At 58.3% G+C, this 17,846-nt stretch carries 14 protein-coding genes and 1 pseudogene; 6 read left to right on the top strand and 9 right to left on the bottom strand.

The window, feature by feature from the left end:
* Window positions 1-167: 167 nt before the first annotated feature.
* A complete protein-coding gene (locus tag ACM6IN_RS12990; RefSeq protein ID WP_007914181.1) occupies window positions 168-575 on the bottom strand; it encodes an HPF/RaiA family ribosome-associated protein in 408 nt (135 codons plus the stop codon).
* A 200-nt stretch (window positions 576-775) separates the two neighbouring features.
* A complete protein-coding gene (locus ACM6IN_RS12985; RefSeq protein WP_007914183.1) occupies window positions 776-1,723 on the bottom strand; it encodes a LysR substrate-binding domain-containing protein in 948 nt (315 codons plus the stop codon).
* A 135-nt stretch (window positions 1,724-1,858) separates the two neighbouring features.
* Here ACM6IN_RS12985 and ACM6IN_RS12980 point away from each other — a divergent pair, with 135 nt between their 5' ends.
* The 3 genes from ACM6IN_RS12980 to ACM6IN_RS12970 all read left to right on the top strand — a co-directional run bounded on the left by ACM6IN_RS12980 (window position 1,859) and on the right by ACM6IN_RS12970 (window position 5,245).
* A complete protein-coding gene (locus ACM6IN_RS12980) occupies window positions 1,859-3,235 on the top strand; it encodes an L-serine ammonia-lyase (protein WP_414916161.1) in 1,377 nt (458 codons plus the stop codon).
* Between the two features lie 86 nt (window positions 3,236-3,321).
* Window positions 3,322-4,623, top strand: coding sequence for a serine/threonine transporter (locus ACM6IN_RS12975; RefSeq protein ID WP_414916160.1), 1,302 nt, complete (start codon window positions 3,322-3,324; stop codon window positions 4,621-4,623).
* A gap of 304 nt (window positions 4,624-4,927) precedes the next feature.
* Window positions 4,928-5,245 (top strand): DUF3509 domain-containing protein, encoded by a 318-nt coding sequence (locus ACM6IN_RS12970; RefSeq protein WP_007914191.1) that lies wholly within the window; start codon window positions 4,928-4,930, stop codon window positions 5,243-5,245.
* Here ACM6IN_RS12970 and ACM6IN_RS12965 read toward each other — a convergent pair.
* Window positions 5,242-5,742 (bottom strand): phosphate-starvation-inducible protein PsiE, encoded by a 501-nt coding sequence (locus tag ACM6IN_RS12965; protein WP_026000737.1) that lies wholly within the window; start codon window positions 5,740-5,742, stop codon window positions 5,242-5,244. The genes ACM6IN_RS12970 and ACM6IN_RS12965 overlap by 4 nt on opposite strands.
* Window positions 5,743-6,069: 327 nt before the next feature.
* On the opposite strand from ACM6IN_RS12965, the pseudogene ACM6IN_RS12960 reads away from it, so the two are divergent.
* A pseudogene (locus tag ACM6IN_RS12960) lies at window positions 6,070-6,324 on the top strand (YebG family protein); the annotation flags it as partial.
* Between the two features lie 140 nt (window positions 6,325-6,464).
* Here the strand turns inward: ACM6IN_RS12960 and ACM6IN_RS12955 are convergent.
* Complete coding sequence (locus ACM6IN_RS12955) at window positions 6,465-7,484, bottom strand: Leu/Phe/Val dehydrogenase (RefSeq protein ID WP_414916159.1); 1,020 nt, start codon at window positions 7,482-7,484, stop codon at window positions 6,465-6,467.
* 185 nt (window positions 7,485-7,669) lie between these two features.
* Here ACM6IN_RS12955 and ACM6IN_RS12950 point away from each other — a divergent pair, with 185 nt between their 5' ends.
* Window positions 7,670-8,473, top strand: a complete 804-nt coding sequence (locus tag ACM6IN_RS12950; RefSeq protein WP_007950287.1) for a SirB1 family protein — start codon at window positions 7,670-7,672, stop codon at window positions 8,471-8,473.
* 87 nt (window positions 8,474-8,560) lie between these two features.
* On the opposite strand, the gene ACM6IN_RS12945 is transcribed toward ACM6IN_RS12950, so the two are convergent.
* From ACM6IN_RS12945 to hmgA, 4 genes are all read right to left on the bottom strand, one after another.
* Window positions 8,561-9,916, bottom strand: a complete 1,356-nt coding sequence (locus ACM6IN_RS12945; protein WP_007914203.1) for an MFS transporter — start codon at window positions 9,914-9,916, stop codon at window positions 8,561-8,563.
* A 142-nt stretch (window positions 9,917-10,058) separates the two neighbouring features.
* Window positions 10,059-10,694, bottom strand: coding sequence for a maleylacetoacetate isomerase (maiA, locus tag ACM6IN_RS12940; RefSeq protein ID WP_414916158.1), 636 nt, complete (start codon window positions 10,692-10,694; stop codon window positions 10,059-10,061).
* A gap of 12 nt (window positions 10,695-10,706) precedes the next feature.
* Window positions 10,707-12,011, bottom strand: a complete 1,305-nt coding sequence (gene fahA, locus ACM6IN_RS12935; RefSeq protein ID WP_414916157.1) for a fumarylacetoacetase — start codon at window positions 12,009-12,011, stop codon at window positions 10,707-10,709.
* A 3-nt stretch (window positions 12,012-12,014) separates the two neighbouring features.
* Window positions 12,015-13,319 (bottom strand): homogentisate 1,2-dioxygenase, encoded by a 1,305-nt coding sequence (gene hmgA, locus ACM6IN_RS12930; RefSeq protein WP_414916156.1) that lies wholly within the window; start codon window positions 13,317-13,319, stop codon window positions 12,015-12,017.
* A gap of 164 nt (window positions 13,320-13,483) precedes the next feature.
* On the opposite strand from hmgA, the gene ACM6IN_RS12925 reads away from it, so the two are divergent.
* Window positions 13,484-14,263, top strand: a complete 780-nt coding sequence (locus ACM6IN_RS12925; protein WP_007914208.1) for an IclR family transcriptional regulator — start codon at window positions 13,484-13,486, stop codon at window positions 14,261-14,263.
* A 41-nt stretch (window positions 14,264-14,304) separates the two neighbouring features.
* Here the strand turns inward: ACM6IN_RS12925 and ACM6IN_RS12920 are convergent, their stop codons facing one another.
* Window positions 14,305-17,769: a dermonecrotic toxin domain-containing protein gene (locus ACM6IN_RS12920; RefSeq protein ID WP_414916155.1), complete on the bottom strand. Its 3,465-nt coding sequence runs from the start codon at window positions 17,767-17,769 to the stop codon at window positions 14,305-14,307.
* Window positions 17,770-17,846 lie beyond the last annotated feature (77 nt).

The raw sequence follows: 17,846 nt of genomic DNA, 5'->3' as shown, positions 1-17,846 counted from the left end.
TCCATAATCGACTCGGTATTCCAAGTCGACGTACCTCTTCAGACACCTCGGTAGGCTCCCTCTCCCTCCGGGAGAGGGCTGGGGTGAGGGGCTTTTCTGCTTACAAACAAAAAACGGGCCTGCTTTCGCAGGCCCGTTCTCATTGGTTGGCTTATTAAATCAGCGTATCAACTGTTGATCGCTGCCTGTTCATTCTCGTCAAACTCTTCCGCCAACAGCTTGTCGTTGGCCTTGCCGGTGAGTGGCACCACAGCGGCACGTGGCTTACCTCGCAGTTTGCCGAAAAGGTGCTCCAGGGCGTGCTCGAGTTTTTCGGCAGCGCCGTCGATCGCCTGTTCCAGCGAATCGGCCTTGTGGGTCACGGAAATCGGTTGATGGCCTTTTGGCCGCGCTTCCAGTTGGCAGCGCAAGTCATGGGGACCTGGTTTGTCACCGTTCTCGTCGCTCAGGTGGACTTCGACACGGGTCAGGTCTTCTTCATAACGTTCGAGCGTGCTCTCAATGGTTGTACGTACCCACTCCTCCAGTCGTTGACTACTTTGAATATGGTTATCGCTGTTGACTTGGATTTGCATAGTTCATCCCTTATTTCAGCTAGCTCGTGAGAGGCCTTGAGTTGAATTTCCTGACCTCCTGGTTACAACAATCGGCCCGACTGCCGAACATTTCAACCCCTGAAAAAAGATAAATATTCATTCGCAAAAAAAGCCGGACAACCGGGCAAAGCACTGGTAAGGTCGGGAGTTGGGTCGCCTCGCAACCCTGCAAAATTCGCTCACAATTGCCCGTCATTCAACGGGTGCAAACTGCGAAATATCCCCGCCTCCTCGACCAGCCAATCATGCACCGCACGCACGCCCGGATGGCTCAACGCCCCCGGCGCATACAGCAACACGTAACGTTTGTGATTCGGTACCGACAGGCCGAACGGCACAATCAACGTCCCTCGTTCCAACTCATCGTTAAGCAAAGTGCGGCGGGCAATCGCCACGCCCATGCCGGCGATCGCCGCTTCGATGGTCAGGTGATTGCGATTGAAGGTATGCCCGCGCCGTACGTCGGCGCCTTCAAAGCCGATCGCGTTTAAATAAAACTCCCACTCTGCGTATTCATAACTGCCACGCCAGGCAGTGATGTCGTGCAACAACGGAAAATGCACCAGATCTGCCGGCCCGTGCAGCGGCGGACGCCCACGCAACAGGCTCGGTGCACACACGGGAAAAATCTGCTCGTCGAGCAAGGCTGTGGATAACAATCCCGGGTAACTGCCGTCGTTCAGATCGATCGCCAGATCAAAGTCACCCTCGTGTAACGGTACGCTGCTGTCCTCGGCGACCAGCCGCAGCTGAATGTCCGGATAGCGCTGCTGCAGGCGTGGCAAGCGCGGTGTCAGCCACTTGCTGAGGAACGACGGAATCGAGCGCACGCGCAAAATTCCGCTGATCATTCCGGCGTCCAGTCGACGCAATTCGGCATCGATGCTGCCGTACGCCTCGTTGACGGTAATCGCCAGCCGCTGCCCCTCCGCGCTCAGCTCGACACCGCGCGCACGCCGATGAAACAAACGAAAACCCAGGCGCTCTTCCAACTGACGAATCTGCTGACTGACCGCCCCCGGGGTGATGTGCAGTTCTTCGGCGCAACGGGTGAACGACAGGTGCCGCGCGGCACAGGAAAACACCTGCAGCCAGACATAGGTCTGGGCATGCAATTGACGACTCATCGTTTAGTCCTGCTAAAGGCTTACTTAGGAAGTTTCGTTAGTCACGTAGGACCGAGGTAGGCAGTATCGCCGACATTGCGCTTGTCCTACAAAAAATGGCAGCGATTCCTACTCCATTGCTTGTAAGGGTTTAGCATGGCTATCAGTGTTTTCGATCTATTCAAAGTCGGCATCGGCCCGTCCAGCTCCCACACTGTCGGCCCGATGCGGGCGGCAGCAACCTTCGCTCAGGCGCTGATCGATCAACATCTGTTGAACGATGTGCGTCGTGTGGAAATCCGTTTGTACGGTTCGCTGTCGGCCACCGGCGTCGGTCACGCCACTGACCGCGCCACGGTGATGGGCCTGATGGGCGAATGGCCGGACAGCATCGATCCGGCGACCATCGATCCGCGCATCCAGCAACTGCGTGAGACAGGCCAACTGTCCCTCGCCGGTCAGAGAGAAATTGCCTTCGACTGGCAGCGTGATCTCCTGCTGCTGGATGAGAGCCTGCCCTACCACCCCAACGCCATGTCCCTGACAGCCTTTGGCGAAACGGCCGAACTGTTCGAGCAAACGTACTACTCAGTTGGCGGCGGTTTTATCATCGAAGCGGCCGAAGCCGAGTCCGGCGTAGCCCCGGCCGGTGACGTGGTGTTGCCGTACGATTTCTCCAGCGCCGCCGAACTGCTGGCGCTGTGCAAGCAGCACAACCTGCGCGTCTCTGAACTGATGATGGCCAACGAGCGCGCCTGGCGCAGCGACGCGGAAATCCGCCAAGGCCTGTTGCACATTTGGTCGGTGATGCGTGAATGCGTCGAACAAGGCCTGCGCCACGAGGGGATTCTGCCCGGCGGCTTGAACGTGCCGCGCCGCGCGGCGAAATTGCATCGCAGCCTGCTGGAAATCGGCAAGCCCAACGTGATCAGTTCGACGCTATCGGCAATGGAATGGGTCAACCTGTTCGCCCTCGCCGTCAACGAAGAAAACGCCGCCGGCGGGCGCATGGTCACCGCGCCGACCAATGGTGCAGCGGGGATCATTCCGGCGGTTCTGCACTACTACATGAAATTCAATCCGGACGCGTCTGACGATGATGTCGTCGCTTTCTTCCTGGGCGCGGCCGCCGTCGGCATTCTCTGTAAGAAGAATGCCTCGATTTCCGGCGCCGAAGTGGGCTGCCAGGGTGAAGTCGGTTCGGCTTGCGCGATGGCCGCTGCCGGCCTGGCCGATGTGCTCGGCGCCACCCCGGAGCAACTGGAAAACGCCGCCGAAATCGGCCTGGAACACAACCTCGGCCTGACCTGCGACCCGGTCGGCGGCCTCGTGCAAGTGCCATGCATCGAGCGCAATGCCATCGCTGCCGTGAAAGCGATCAACGCCACGCAAATGGCCCTGCGCGGCGACGGCAAGCACTTCATTTCCCTCGACCGGGTGATCCGCACCATGCGCGACACCGGCGCCGACATGCACGACAAATACAAAGAGACTTCACGGGGCGGCCTTGCCGTGAGCTGGGTGGAATGCTGAGGCGCATTCCCTGACCGCCCCGGCAGACCGCACCCGACGGTCTGCCAACCGTGAGCCCGAGCAAAAATAATAACGAGGCGATACCGATGACCGATGTACGTACACCTGCTGCCGAAAATCCCGCTGTAGATCGCACACGCAATGCAGAAACGGCCCACAAGGGCTGGAACAAATTCGACACCACTTGGATGCTCGGCCTGTACGGCACCGCGATCGGTGCCGGTACCTTGTTCCTGCCTATCAACGCCGGCGTCGGTGGTTTCTGGCCGTTGCTGATTCTGGCTGTACTAGCCTTCCCGATGACGTTTTTTGCCCACCGTGGCCTGACCCGATTCGTGCTGTCCGGGCGCTCCGGGGATATCACCGAAGTGGTCGAAGAACACTTCGGCATCGGTGCCGGCAAGCTGATCACGCTGCTGTATTTCTTTGCGATCTTCCCGATCCTGCTGGTATACAGCGTGGCGCTGACCAACACCCTGAGCAGCTTTCTCGAACACCAATTGCACATCGCCCCGCCGCCACGGGCGATCCTCTCACTGGTGTTGATCCTCGGTTTGATGGCGATTGTGCGCTGTGGGCAAAGCGTCATCGTCAAAGCCATGAGCGTGCTGGTTTATCCCTTTGTTGCGGCGTTGCTGCTGCTCGCGCTCAGCCTGATCCCGAACTGGAACGGCGCGTTTTTCGCCAGCGCTCAAGAAGCCATGCCAATGTCCGCTTTCTTCAAGACAATGTGGCTGGCGATCCCGGTGATGGTATTTTCGTTCAACCATTCGCCAATCATTTCCGCGTTCGCGGTTGAGCAGAAACAACGCTACGGCGAACAGGCCGAGCGCAAAAGCAGCGGCATCCTCGCCATGGCCCACGGCATGATGGTGGTGACGGTGATGTTCTTCTGCTTCAGCTGCGTGCTGGCGTTGTCGCCGAAGGATCTGGCAGCCGCCAAGGCACAGAACATTTCGATCCTGTCGTACCTGGCCAACCACTTCCAGACTCCGGTCATCGCTTACGCCGCGCCGCTGATTGCGCTGGTGGCGATCACCAAATCCTTCCTCGGCCACTACATCGGCGCCAGTGAAGGCTTCCAAGGCATGATCGTGAAAAGCCTGCGCAGCCGTGGCCGGGTCATGTCAGCGAGCTGGCTGAACCGCGCAACCGCCGTGTTCATGATCCTTAGCTGCTGGGCCGTGGCAACGTTCAACCCGAGCATCCTCGGCATGATCGAAACCCTCGGCGGGCCGGTGATTGCCTGCCTGTTGTTCCTGATGCCGATGTACGCCATCCGCCGCGTGCCAGCCTTGCGCCAGTATTCGGGCCAGGTGTCCAACGTGTTTGTGGTGTTGATCGGTCTGATTGCACTGTCAGCGATCATCTACTCGGTTCTGCCCTGAAAACGCGCCATTAAAAAAGGCGAGCCGCGTGGCTCGCCTTTTTTATGCCCGTGTTCATTGTTCGACAATTTTCCCGGCACAGCCCTTGCTACTCCCCTGTGAGAACTGTCGCAGGCTGCGATCTTTTGATCTTCATGATCGAAATCAAAACACCGAAGATCAAAAGATCGCAGCCTCGTTTCACTCGACAGCTCCTACATGAAGCAACAAATACAGGCCACGGAATCGCCGATGATCCGGTTGGGCGAACCAACCCGATCACGGCCGGTCAACAACTGCACGTTCAATCAGGCGGTGACGCATCATGGACAATCCTTTTCAGATCATTACCGATGCCTTCGCGCCGGACTATCAGATCAACCTGAGCATTCAGGGCCTGGACGGCAGCATCATGCTGACCCTGTCCAACAGCGGCCGAATCGTGGCCAAGCGCATGATCAGCGCCGAGCAGCGCAACGACCCCGTGCGCCTCAAGCGTCTGGTGCAAAGCATTCAATTCGGCATCGCCATCGAACAAGGCCACAGCGCCATGGCGATCCTCGAAGCCATGACCAGCGGTAGCGGGATAATCCCGCCACCGCCACGTGTCAGCGGCCGGCCAGGGCAAGCGGCCGGGCTTTAAAGCTCGCCCTTCTCGACTTCCGGATGCTCGCTGGAACCGGCGCCAAGTTTGCGCTGCGGTTTCTCGATCTTCACCGAAGGAAATTGTGACGAGGCGTAACGCACCACCAGAATCGAGAACGCCAGCAGCAGAATCCCGCCGCACAGGTAGATGATGCCCATGTCCGGCGGGTTGTGGTGCGAGACGTTGGAGATCAGCAAGCGGGTCAGCGCGGTGATCGCCACGTAGATCAGGAAGCGCACCGGCATGTGGTTGGTCTTGAAGTAGATCCCGACCATCGCCCCCAATTCCAGATAGATGAACAGCAGCAGAATGTCATCGATCTTGATGTGGCCTTCCTCGAGCATCCCGAGAAACTCCATCACCGCCGCCCACGCCGTCACCGCACCGATGGCGAACAGCGCCAGATAGTGGAAGGTTTCGACGAACAGGTTGCCCAGGGACTCGGCCAGTTGATGCACGTTTTGCCGCAGTTTCTCGGCCCAGTTGATTTTCACGATGATGTTCCTTAGCTCGAATGCGAGCGGATGATGCGTGTTGGACGTGACGGTTTTCTGCACGTAACGGTTTTCATGCAGAAAAGAGGCCACGCCATCATGGCGAGACGCCGCCAAACCCGCGCCGTGGCGTTTGGTCGCACCGCTGTGCTTTTGTGGGAGCGAGCCTGCTCGCGAATGCAGCGACACGGTCTCCCTGACAAACCCGAAATCCGGTCTACATTGAAAAGCCACTACCCATGGCGCAGGGATTCGCTTATCCTTTTCGCTGTATATGGATACAGTAGTCGTCAAGACAACTTAATGTGAAGGCATGTGAGGTGGTGAATGGCCGTCGAAGTGGTATACCGCAGCAGCCGAGATCTGGAGCGCTTGTTCATGGATAAAGCCGAAGCTGACCGTCATGACAAAATGCTCGAACTGGCCGAATATCTGGCCGATGTGCTGCAAAAAGCCGTTCCGTCGCTGACTGAACAGCAAGTGGAGGAAGCCGGGATCTACATGGCGAAGAATCGCGATGTGTTCGCCCGGGCGTTCAAGAGCCAGCCGGATGCACTGTCCGAGCTGCTCAACGCACCGGCCGAGCCGGTCGATAATGCGCAAGCAGCGGAACCCGCTGAAACGCCGGCGAAGCCAGCCAAAGCAGCAAAAGCGGCGAAGTAAGCAACGCCCTAAAAGATCGTCCGAAGGCTCGGGCCGCGATCGGACGATCTTTTGCTTTTTCAGCGATACAAAACTTTTTCCGCCAACTCATCCGCCACCCGCGCCGGCGAACGTTTTTCCGCCTGTGCATGGGCAAATACTTCGGTGAGTCGAGAGCTGATCTTCGACAGATGCGCGGTAATGGTGGTCAGTTCTTCGCCGCGATGCTTGAGCGAGACGTAGATCAAGCCTCCGGCATTGATCACATAGTCCGGCGCATACAGAATCCCGCGCCGTTCCAGTTGATCGGCGACATCCAGGTGCGTCAGTTGGTTGTTTGCCGAACCGGCCACGGCCGAGCAACGCAGTTGCGTGACCGTGTGGCTGTTCAAAACCCCGCCCAGACCGCACGGCGCGAGGATGTCACACGGCGTACTGAGCAACGCGTCGTTAGCGATCGGGTGAGCGTTGAGTTGTTCCATCGCCAGTTGCACTTTGCCATGGTCAATGTCGCTGACCAGCAGTTCTGCCCCGGCGGCGTGGAGTTGCTCGGCCAACGCGTAACCGACATTGCCCAAGCCCTGAATCGCGATGCGCAAACCTTCGAGATTGTCGCTCCCCAGCCGTGCCATGGCGGTCGCCCGAATGCCGGCAAACACGCCCATCGCTGCGTGTGGTGCGGGGTCACCGGCCGACGTGGTGCTGGTGACATGCTGGGTCTGCTGAGCGATGCAGTCCATGTCCGCCACCGAGGTACCGCTGTCGATGGCGGTGATGTAGCGACCATCAAGCTGATTGATGCAACGGCCAAACGCTTCGAACAGTGCACCACGGTTTTCCACGTGCACAGGACGCACGATCACTGCAACGCCACCGCCCTGCGGCAGCCCCGCCAGCGCGGCTTTGTAGCTCATGCCCTGAGCGAGGCGAATGGCATCTTCGACGGCAGATTCGTCATTGGGATAGGCAAGATAACGACATCCACCCAAGGCTGGCCCGAGGCGACTGTTATGGATGGCAATGACCGCCTTCAACCCGGAGACCGGGTCAACGCTAAGGTGCAGCGATTCCAGGCGAGTGCTTTGCATGAGCGCAAACATCGTTGGGCTCCCGAATCACTTCTTGTAGAACGCCAGTATAGGCCTGCGCCTGAAAATTGCTGGAGCACACCGGAATAAGCGCCCGCGCCGACAACAGCTTTGCGGCATAACCCGACAGCGGTGCTGCGAGGCACTGGACGAATGACCCGGACCGGGCTAAAACGAGGCATTCCCCGGAGATTTCGATGAGTGCGCGTCAACGTTTTTTCGAATGCCTGCACCGTTCACCGCCCGCGCTGTTCGAAGCCGCGCTGTGGATGGCGGCCGAGCACGAAAAAGCAGTCGATCCCGAAGCGCTGTTACTAGAATTCAAAGACCTGCAACAACGCGTCAGTTACGGCTTGCCGATGCTGCCGGTCAGTGAACTGGCGCAGCCCCTGTTGCGCCGCATGACTGATCTGGGCTTTGCCCAGGACGACTTCCTGCCGCTGCGCCCGCAGGCGGCGCTGTTGCACAAAGTGATGCAGACCCGTCGCGGCCAACCGTTGGCATTGGCGCTGATTGCCCTGGAGCTGGCGCGAGGGCTGGAGATTCCTCTGGTCGGGGTCAACTTCCCCGGACACTTCCTGCTGCGCGTGCCCGGCGCCGATCACCTGCTTGATCCGTGCGGCGGCCGGCGCTTGTACCCCAATGATTGTCGCGAACTGTTGCAGCGCCAGTATGGGCCGAATATGAAGCTCAACGCCGAGCATCTGTTGACCGCCTCGCCGGTGCAAATGCTTCAGCGCCTGTCGCGCAACCTGCGGCAGTTGCACCTGACGCATGATGACTTCATTGCCGCACTGATCGACGCCGAACGCGTGCTCGAACTGGGTGACGCTGGCGCCGCTGATTACCTGGCCCGAGCCAGTCTTTATCAGCGGCTCGACTGCCCGAATGCCGAGCGCTTTGATCTGGAACACGCGCTGATGCTCAGCGATGACCCGATTCAGCGTCTGCGGCTGACTGAACGCCTCGGACACCTGCCGCCCAACTCAGTCGTCCATTAAAAGCAAAAGATCGCAGCCTTCGGCAGCTCCTACATTGAAATATGCATTCCCATGTAGGAGCTGCCGAAGGCTGCGATCTTTTGCTCTTCAGGATTTGACAGATATCCCCACTCCAACTGCCGAATTTCCTTCGGAAGGCGAACGCACCTGAATAATCAGCAGCGCGGCGATGACCGCCGGGATCGCACAGAAGAAGAAAATCTGCGTCACTGGAATGTGCATCGCCAGCAGCAGGCTGCCAAACAGCGGCCCGAGAATCGAACCGAAGCGACCCACGCCCAATGCCCAACCGGTGCCGGTCGCACGCACATGCGCCGGGTAGAAATTGCTGGCAAACGCATTCAGCGTCAGTTGCCCGCCGATGATGCAGAACCCGGCGGCGAACACGCAGGCGACCAGATAACGCGGGTTGTCGTGATTTAGCCCGAGCAGAATCGTGCACAGCGCCGCACCGGCCAACACTGCGGACAACAATCGCACCTTGCGCTTCAAGCGGTCAGCGAACCAGGCCATGCAGATCGCGCCCAAGGTGCCGGCGAACAGAAACATCGACGTCACCAGATTGGCTTCGTTGAGTTTCAAGCCACTTTCCAGCAGCAGCGTCGGCAGCCAGCTGATCATGAAATACAGCAGAATCAGGCTGACGAAAAACGTTGCCCAGATCAGCAAGGTCGGCCGCGCGTAGCCATTACGGAACAATTCGACCACGGTCAGTTTGCTGCCCTGCTCACGTTCGTTCTGCTCGGCAGTCGCCAGCGGTGGTTGCCAGTCCGGCAGCATGCGCGCGGTGACTTTGCGCAGCCGCGTATACGGCGGTTCATCACGCAGCAAACGTGGCAGCGACTCCGGCAGCATCCACCAGAGAAACGGAAACAACAGCAACGGCGTAACGCCACCGGCGAGAAACACTGCTTGCCAGCCGAACTGGTCGATGAACCCGGCGGCGACGAAACCACCCGCCGCGCCACCGAACGAAAAACCACACGCCGCCAGCGTTACCATCAAGGTGCGCAAACGCGGTGGCGAATATTCCGACATCAATGCCATGGCACTGGGCATCGCCCCGCCCATGCCGATACCGCAGATGAAGCGCGCGATCATCAGCGTGTTCAGCGAGTCGGCGAAGACCATCAGCACGGTCAGCGTGGCGTAGATCAGCACGCAGGCGAGCAGAATCCGGCGTACGCCAAAGCGGTCGGCGAGCGGTGTGACTGCGAGCGAACCGAGCGTGAGGCCGAGCAGGTTGGCGCTGAAAACCGGGCCGAACGCAGACTTTTCCAGGCCCCAGTCCTGCGCCAGCGCAGGCACCACGTAACCGAGCACCTGGGCGTCATAACCGTCGGTGACCAGCAGCAAGGCGAGCAGGATCAAGAGCAACCACTGATAGCGGGACACAGGACGGGCGTCGAGTGCCGCCCGAAAGCTGGCAATCTGGTTGTGCATCGCAAGGTACCTGTTTTGTTTTTATGATTATGCGAATGGCGATATTCCCTTGTAGGAGTGAGCCTGCTCGCGATAGCGGTGGGTCAGTCAGAAACTGAGTGATTGACACTCCCTCATCGCGAGCAGGCTCACTCCTACAGGGTTATGGGGTGTCTGGTTGATTGCCAGGATGCGCCTTGATGAACGCGGGATGTTCAGCCGCCAGTGCGGCGACCCGACGAATGTTCGGATACGCCTCAAGGCTGACATTGAACCGCTCAGCCGCATACAACTGCGGAATCAGGTACACATCGGCCACACACGGCCACTCGCCGAAACAGAAGCCTTCATCGCCAATCAACTGCTCCACTGTCGCCAGCCCTTGGCTGATCCAGTGACTGATCCACTCCACCACCTGCGCCTCATCGTGCCCCAACTGACGCAGGCGATTGAGCACACTGACGTTGTGCAGCGGATGCACATCGCAGCCGATCACCGCCGCCACACCCCGCACCTGCGCACGGGCAAGCAGATCTTCAGGCAGCAACGGCACCTGTGGATAACGTTCTTCCAGGTACTCAATGATGGCCGGCGACTGAATCAGCAAACCGCCTTCGTCAGTGCGCAAGGCCGGCACCCGGCCCTGTGGATTGATCGCCAGATACGCCGCTTGGCGATGCTCGCCACCCGGCGGTGCGATCAGATTGACCGGCAACGCCTGATAGTCGAGACCCTTCAGCGCCAGCGCGATTCGCACCCGGTACGACGAGGTCGAACGGTAATAGGTATAGAGATCCATATGCCGCTCCTGTCAGCGCGCCGGCAACACTTTGCCGCGGCACTCGCCGAAGCCGATCGAAGCAAAACCATCGCGAGCGCAACGAGCGCGCAGAATGATTTCGTCACCGTCCTCGAGGAATTTACGCACCTCGCCAGACGCCAGTTCAATCGGCTTTTTACCGCCCTCGGTGATTTCCAGCAGGCTACCGAACTGACCGCTCTCAGGGCCGGACAAAGTGCCCGAACCGAACAGGTCACCGGCCTGCAACTGGCAGCCGTTGACGCTGTGGTGCGCGACCATTTGCGCGACGGTCCAGTACATGTAACGGGTGTTGCTCAGCGTCAGGCGATGAGCCGGCAGGTTCTGCTCGCGCATGGCTTCGGTGAGCAGCAACACTTCCAGTTCGATGTCGAAGGCACCGCCGTCCTGATCGCGCTTGTCGAACAGGTACGGCAGCGGCTGCGGATCACCTTCAAGACGCTTCGGTTGCGCGGTGCGGAATGGCTCCAGCGCTTCTGCGGTAACCACCCACGGCGAGACGCTGGTGATGAAGCTCTTGGACAGGAACGGCCCCAGCGGCTGGTATTCCCAGGCCTGGATATCGCGGGCCGACCAGTCGTTGAGCAGGCAGAAACCGGCGATGTGATCAGCCGCGTCAGCGATGGCGATCGAATCACCCATCTCGTTGCCCTGACCGATCCAGATGCCCAGCTCCAGCTCATAGTCCAGGCGTGCGCACGGACCAAACGTCGGCTCGGTCTGACCGGCCGGCAAGGTCTGGCCTTTCGGACGCCGTACGTCAGTGCCCGACGCGCGCACGGTGGAGGCGCGACCGTGATAGCCGATCGGCACATGCTTGTAGTTCGGCAGCAGCGGGTTATCCGGACGGAACAGTTTGCCGACGTTCTGCGCGTGCTCGATGCCGACGTAGAAGTCGGTGTAATCGCTGATGCGTGCCGGCAGATGCAGCTGGCAATCGGCGGCCAGTGGCAGCAATTTCGCGCCTTGGGCTTCGATGTTGCCACGGTGAGTGCTGCCTTCGCTGAACAGTTCCAGCAGACGCGAACGCAGAGCCACACGTGCCTCGCGACCGAGTTCGAAGAACGCGTTCAACTGGCCGCCGTGCATGGCTTCGACCGCACTGCGCGCGACGCCGTCGAACAGCCCGGCTTCCAGCGCCACTTGCAGATCGAAGATGTGTTCACCAATCGCCACGCCAGCGCGCGGCGCCGCACCGTTGCTGCTGAACACACCCAGCGGCAGGTTCTGCAGCGGGAAATCAGCGTGGCCGTTGGCCGAGGCAACCCAACTGCGGGTAATGGAAGTCTGAGTCATGGGTTATCTCCGGGTTGGGTCGAACGTCGCGGGCAGCGTGGCCCAGCAAGCGTCGTAAGTGGATTGCAGTTGCGGGCAGTCGAGGGCGAAGCGGCTTGGGCGCAGCACCTGGCTGGTCTCGAACATGAAGGCCATGGTGTTGTCGATTTTTGCCGGTTTGAGTTCGGCGTTGATCGCTTTGGTGCAGGTCTCGCCATCCGGGCCGTGGGCGCTCATGCAGCTGTGCAGCGACGCACCGCCGGGCACAAAACCTTCGGCCTTGGCGTCGTATTCGCCCTGGATCAGGCCCATGAATTCGTTCATCAGATTGCGGTGGAACCACGGCGGACGGAAGGTGTTCTCGGCGACCATCCAGCGTGGCGGGAAGATCACGAAGTCGAGGTTGGCCAGACCGTGCACGCTGGTCGGCGAGGTCAGCACGGTGAAGATCGACGGGTCCGGGTGATCGAAGCTGACGGTGCCGATGGTGTTGAAACGGCGCAGATCGTATTTGTACGGCACGTTATTGCCGTGCCAGGCGACCACGTTCAGCGGCGAGTGATTGAGTTCGGTGGCCCATAGCTGGCCGAGGAATTTCTGCACCAGCGTGGTCGGCTGCTGGAGGTTCTCGTAAGCGGCGACCGGGGTGAGGAAGTCGCGCGGATTGGCCAGACCGTTGCTGCCGATCGGCCCCAGATCCGGCAGGCGCAACGGCGCGCCATGGTTCTCGGCGACGTAGCCGCGTGCTTGCGGGTCGAGCAATTCGATACGGAATTTGAGGCCGCGCGGCAGCACGGCGATTTCCAGCGGCGCCACTTCCAGCACACCGAGTTCGGTGGCGATGCGCAATCGACCGAGTTGCGGCACCAGCAGCAGTTCGCCGTCGGCGTTGAAGAACACCCGTTCCATCGAACGGTTGGCGACGTAGTTGTAGATGCTGATGCCGGACGGCTTTTCCGCGCCAGCGTTGGCGACCATGCTCACCAGACCGTCGATGAAATCGGTTGGCTCGGCCGGGATCTCCAGCGGATTCCAGCGCAGGCGATTGGGCGTCACTTCGCCCAAAGGACCGCCGGCCAGTTGTCTTTCCAGTTTGACGAAGGCCGGGTGATTGGCCGAAGGCTGAATCCGGTACATCCAAGTGCGCCGCGCTTCACTGCGGGTCATGGTGAACGCGGTGCCGGAGAACAATTCGGTGTAGAGACCGTACGGCGCTTTTTGCGGGGAATTCTGGCCGACGGGTAGCGCGCCGGGCAACGCTTCAGAGCTGAATTCGTTGCCGAAACCGGACTGATACGCCAGCGCCTGAGCGGTTGAATCGAGGTTCATGGAGCCTCCTGAACAGGGAGTCGGCAGTGGCCCATCGCTCTGGCTCAGAGGTTTCGGCACGCCGGGGTTGTTATTATCGTAATTCGATTACGCATAACGTAATTTGCTCGCTATCCAGCGTCAAGCTATAAAGACGCCCATTCGTTTCGGAACCCGGCCGCACCATGGAAAAAACCAGCGACAGCAACGGCAAACAGAAAGTCCGCTCCGCCGAAGTCGGCACCGACATCCTCAAGGCCCTGGCCGAGTTGTCGCCGTCCACTTCGTTGTCGCGACTGGCCGAACATGTGCAAATGCCGGCGAGCAAGGTTCACCGCTATCTGCAGGCGTTGATCGCCTCAGGATTTGCCGAGCAAAACACCGCGACCAACCATTACGGCCTCGGCCGCGAAGCCTTGCGTGTAGGCCTCGCCGCACTCAACAGTATGGACGTGCTGAAAGTCGCCGCCCTGCCGTTGGCCGAACTGCGCGACGAACTCAACGAAACCTGCTTTCTGGCGGTGTGGGGCAACCAAGGCGCAACCGTTGTGCACATCGAGCCGGCGGTGCGTGCAGTGACGGTGGTGACGCAATTGGGTTCGGTATTGCCGTTGCTCAGTTCATCAACCGGGCTGGTATTCAGCGCTTATCTGCCACATCGCGAAACCGATGATTTGCGCGTTCAGGAGATTGCCGCTGCCGATCATCCGCTGAAGGACGAGAAGACTTACGTATCACTGTGTGAACAGATCCGCGAACGCGGTCTGCATCATGTGCATGGTTTGCTGATGCCGGGTGTGGATGCGTTGTCCGCACCGGTGTTCAACGCTGTCGGCCAGGTCGCCGCCGTGCTGACCATTGTCGGCCCGACCTCGCTGTTCCACGCCGACGAAAACGGCCCGGCGGCGCAGCGGTTGCTGGCGGCGACGCGGGCCGTGAGTTGGCGGATGGGTTATGAACGATAAACGCTCTACGCATTGAGCGAGCACCAAGTGCTCAAAAGCGGTCAATGAACGGTTGTTTTACTCAGTCCGGAACTGGCACTTTCCATCCATGTGTTGAAGAACTCGACCAGCATCTCTTTCAACTCTTCCTGGCCTGTGTAGTAAGTGACCAGCTCCGCGACCGTCCGCGCATCTTCGAACAAACTGAGCAAAGACCGTTGTGCGTGGGTGATTTCCTTGACGGGGGCACCCGCAGCTGCGGCCTGCCCCAACGTCATCAGCCCGGTCAGCGCTTCCTGGACATGTCCCAGGGCAGCGCGGTAGTCACCTCGCTTGTCCGACTGTGAGGCATCGTAGATGCTTTTCATCATCTGCACAGCCACCACAACAGTGCCCACGGGAGGCACCAGCAGGCTCACGATGTTCGCGGCCTTCAACAGGTTGTCGTAAATAATACCGGTGATTATTTCATTGAGACTGGTGGTGCGTTCGTCGATATCGCTCAATACACGGCGCACTCGCTCGTCATGGAAAGTGAACAGATCAGGCAATAACGAACGCTGCTGCGTGCGAATGACCGGTTTGGTATCGACGGTTGAGACCAGATTGTCGAAATAGTCGTTGATCACCTTTTGGTCGACCAGCAATATCCGCTGGCTGTAGTAATTCCTGAACGGGCCGTATCGAAAACGAATCGAAGGAATGAAATCAGCGATGGGCCGGAAGCTGACCAGATCCGGTGCGTCAGGCGTATAGAGCAAATCGAGCAACCCTGAAGACAACTTCACTCGGAAAATATAAACGCCGCCAACCGTGCGGTCCCAGGCAGCCGTCAAACCCAGCTCGCCGATGTTGAACTTATACAGCCCGACGTCACCTTCGGCGACGCTATTCATAATCGACTGATAACCGCCACTTTCTTTCAGATTATCGATAGTCCGCTGGATAGCAGAGAAAGATTCTACTGACAGTCTGCCATTGGTAAAGTCGGCAAAAGCATTGCGGTACATTTCACAGCGGATTCTTCGGGCGTGAACCGCGCGTTTGAACGCGTAGTCAGGATGAGCGCTGTTCTGATATTGCGCTTTCAGCATGGCGGTATATCTGTCGCCGGGACGGAAAGTTTTCGACAGTGAGGACAGGTCTCGGATATCCAGTTTTTCAATGCTGGGATGGCCATTCACCAAATAGTATTTCGGGCTGAATTTCGTTTCGTAGCCCGGATGCACGGCCTCAAAGGCGAGTCCCTCAAGCAGGACGTCAGTAATGCTCTTACGAAACTCTTCGGTTTGAACAATGATCTTGTCGGGATTGACCGAAACCTTGCTGCCACGAGTACGCAAAATGTCTTCTATCTGAGCTTTCACCGAGTCATAAGTGAACTGCTCGAACGTCGGAAAACCATTGTCTCGCGCATCAACTGTAGAGAGTGCCTTGAGTTCGGTGGTCAGACGCGAATAGCGCTTGCGGCCTTCGATGCCCAGTGCTCGATAACCAGCCGGAGCAATGGCCTTGTGCAGGGCAACTTCGGCTCGGTAAGCGATATTTACGTAGTCTGCCAACGGTGCCTTGAGATTCAGGCCAAGATCGACCGGCCGGCCATCGAGCGTGTAGCGGTAGCTCAGTTTTGTGGGAGCGCTGCCGAGCAACTTACCTGCTTCGTGCAGGTAGTCTGGATGGATCAGCAATGCAGCGTATTCACGATCTGCGGACAATGCCGACTCCAGCCAGACGTTCGCCGCATAAACATCGGAAAATTTTTGCAGTTCAAATTCACCGCCAGGCGTTTTGACCAGCATCAGCGACGGTACATATTCTCTGGCCGAAATGATCAGGACATCTTTCAACGCTGGTACTTGTGATTTGATTCCCAATCCCTGAATAGTCACCGTGGCGTCATTGGCCATGGCTCGCGCGATGATATTCGCATCGGTGGAGTCCAGCTTTCCAGAGTGGCGAGCAACAAAAACTGCAAACGCCATCTGGCTGAAGAGGTAGTTGCGATAAGCCTCTTGGTAACCAACCGAGGGCGAGGATGCAAGGCTGCTGGTAAATTCCAGTCGCAGGTTGCGACTCTCCAACCACTGCTCAAGCGCCACCGTCGTCAGCCGACTTGCGTCGGGAACGCCGATGATAGTCAGGGCGGCTTTATAACCATTGTCATGCAGACCGAAAACGATAAATTCTGTCAGCGTGCGGGTTTCTTCCTGTTCGATAGTACGTCCGGCAACTTGCAGAGTGTACGAGCTATGGACACTTATCGCTTCTGGATCCAGGTGCTCACCGAGAACCCTGTCCGCCCATTCAGCGAACGTACGCACCACATAATCCTTAAACGAAAAACACGCATCGAACGCGCTTGAAAACGCAGCCTGGTATTGATCCTTGGATTCTTCAAGCTCGTTATATCGTTGTTGAATATCGCTACCAGCGCCATGGAGCCAAACCGGCCAGTCGGTGCGTTTCAACGCAGTCCGAAGCAGATAGAAGCGGGTGTTGATACCGTAGCGCAAAACATGCAGGCTTTGATTGTCCTGCAACACCGAGGTAAGCGGATTTTCCAGTTGTTCCCGACCACTGAACAAGGATGACACGCTTTCAAGCTGGCCTTTGAGATGAGTCTCTACACAAAAGGCGTGAGGACTTCGCGTACCCTTCAGGTATCTGATCTGGTCACTACCCAAGGACAATCGCTGCTGAAGTTTGCTGTGCAAATCGGTATTTTTTTCAAAAAACTCAAAGCCGTATTCCGGCGTGTGCACAAGATAGGACGTCGACTCGTTGAGCAGCGGCATTTCTGCATCCGGACGCTCGGCGTTGTCCAGAACGAAACAGGGCTGACGCGACAGAAGGTAATCCTGCGTCGGGCGCAGGTTGACTTCAAACGCTGCGCGGCCGGAGTCTGCGTCAAGAAGATGAGCGAATCTCTCACCCAACAGGGCATCAAAATTGTTGGCCATGACCGACAGGGACAGCTCTGCACTCGTGACCACGGCGTACGCTTCGATGAAAGTCTGCTTATTCGACAGAGGTGCAGTGTCCGGGCGAATGGTTTTCGCTGGCGCCGCCCAGAACTTTGCGATCTCGGCTCGCAACGTTTTTTCCAGTCCTGCAGCTACAGCCGCGATCAGATCCTCGACAATAAACGTATTCAGAACATTGACTTTGAATTGCTCACTGAACGTGTCCGGCAGAAAAAACACACCATCGCCGCCCACTATGTAAGCGGGGCTGACGTTGTTATCCAGACAATGAACTGTGACGTCCCAAAGAGTGCCCGAAGGCCGGTTTTCATTGGCGGGAAAAGCAGGATCCGTATTGATATAGACTTTGTCGATATCGACCGTTTTACCCAAGCGCTTTAACTCACTCCCAAGCAAGTTGCGAAGAATATCCAGCACGCTTGGCATGGCGTCGATGATCTTGAATAGACCTGCTTTTGCCTGGCTGGCCTTTTTCCACTCTTCAGCCCACGTAACTTGCTCACCCAATGAACCACGCATCAAACTTTTAAATAACTTGGCCACAACACTTCCTTACTTGACTATTCAGAGCTGCGAGTGCAGCTATGCAGAGGGTCGCAAGGTAGTTTCTTTTTCAATCA

The sequence above is a fragment of the Pseudomonas sp. IT-P395 genome (assembly GCF_949767675.1).
Lineage (GTDB): Bacteria > Pseudomonadota > Gammaproteobacteria > Pseudomonadales > Pseudomonadaceae > Aquipseudomonas.
The sequence above is the reverse complement of the archived record's forward strand: the minus strand, read 5'-3'. Positions and strand labels throughout refer to the sequence as shown.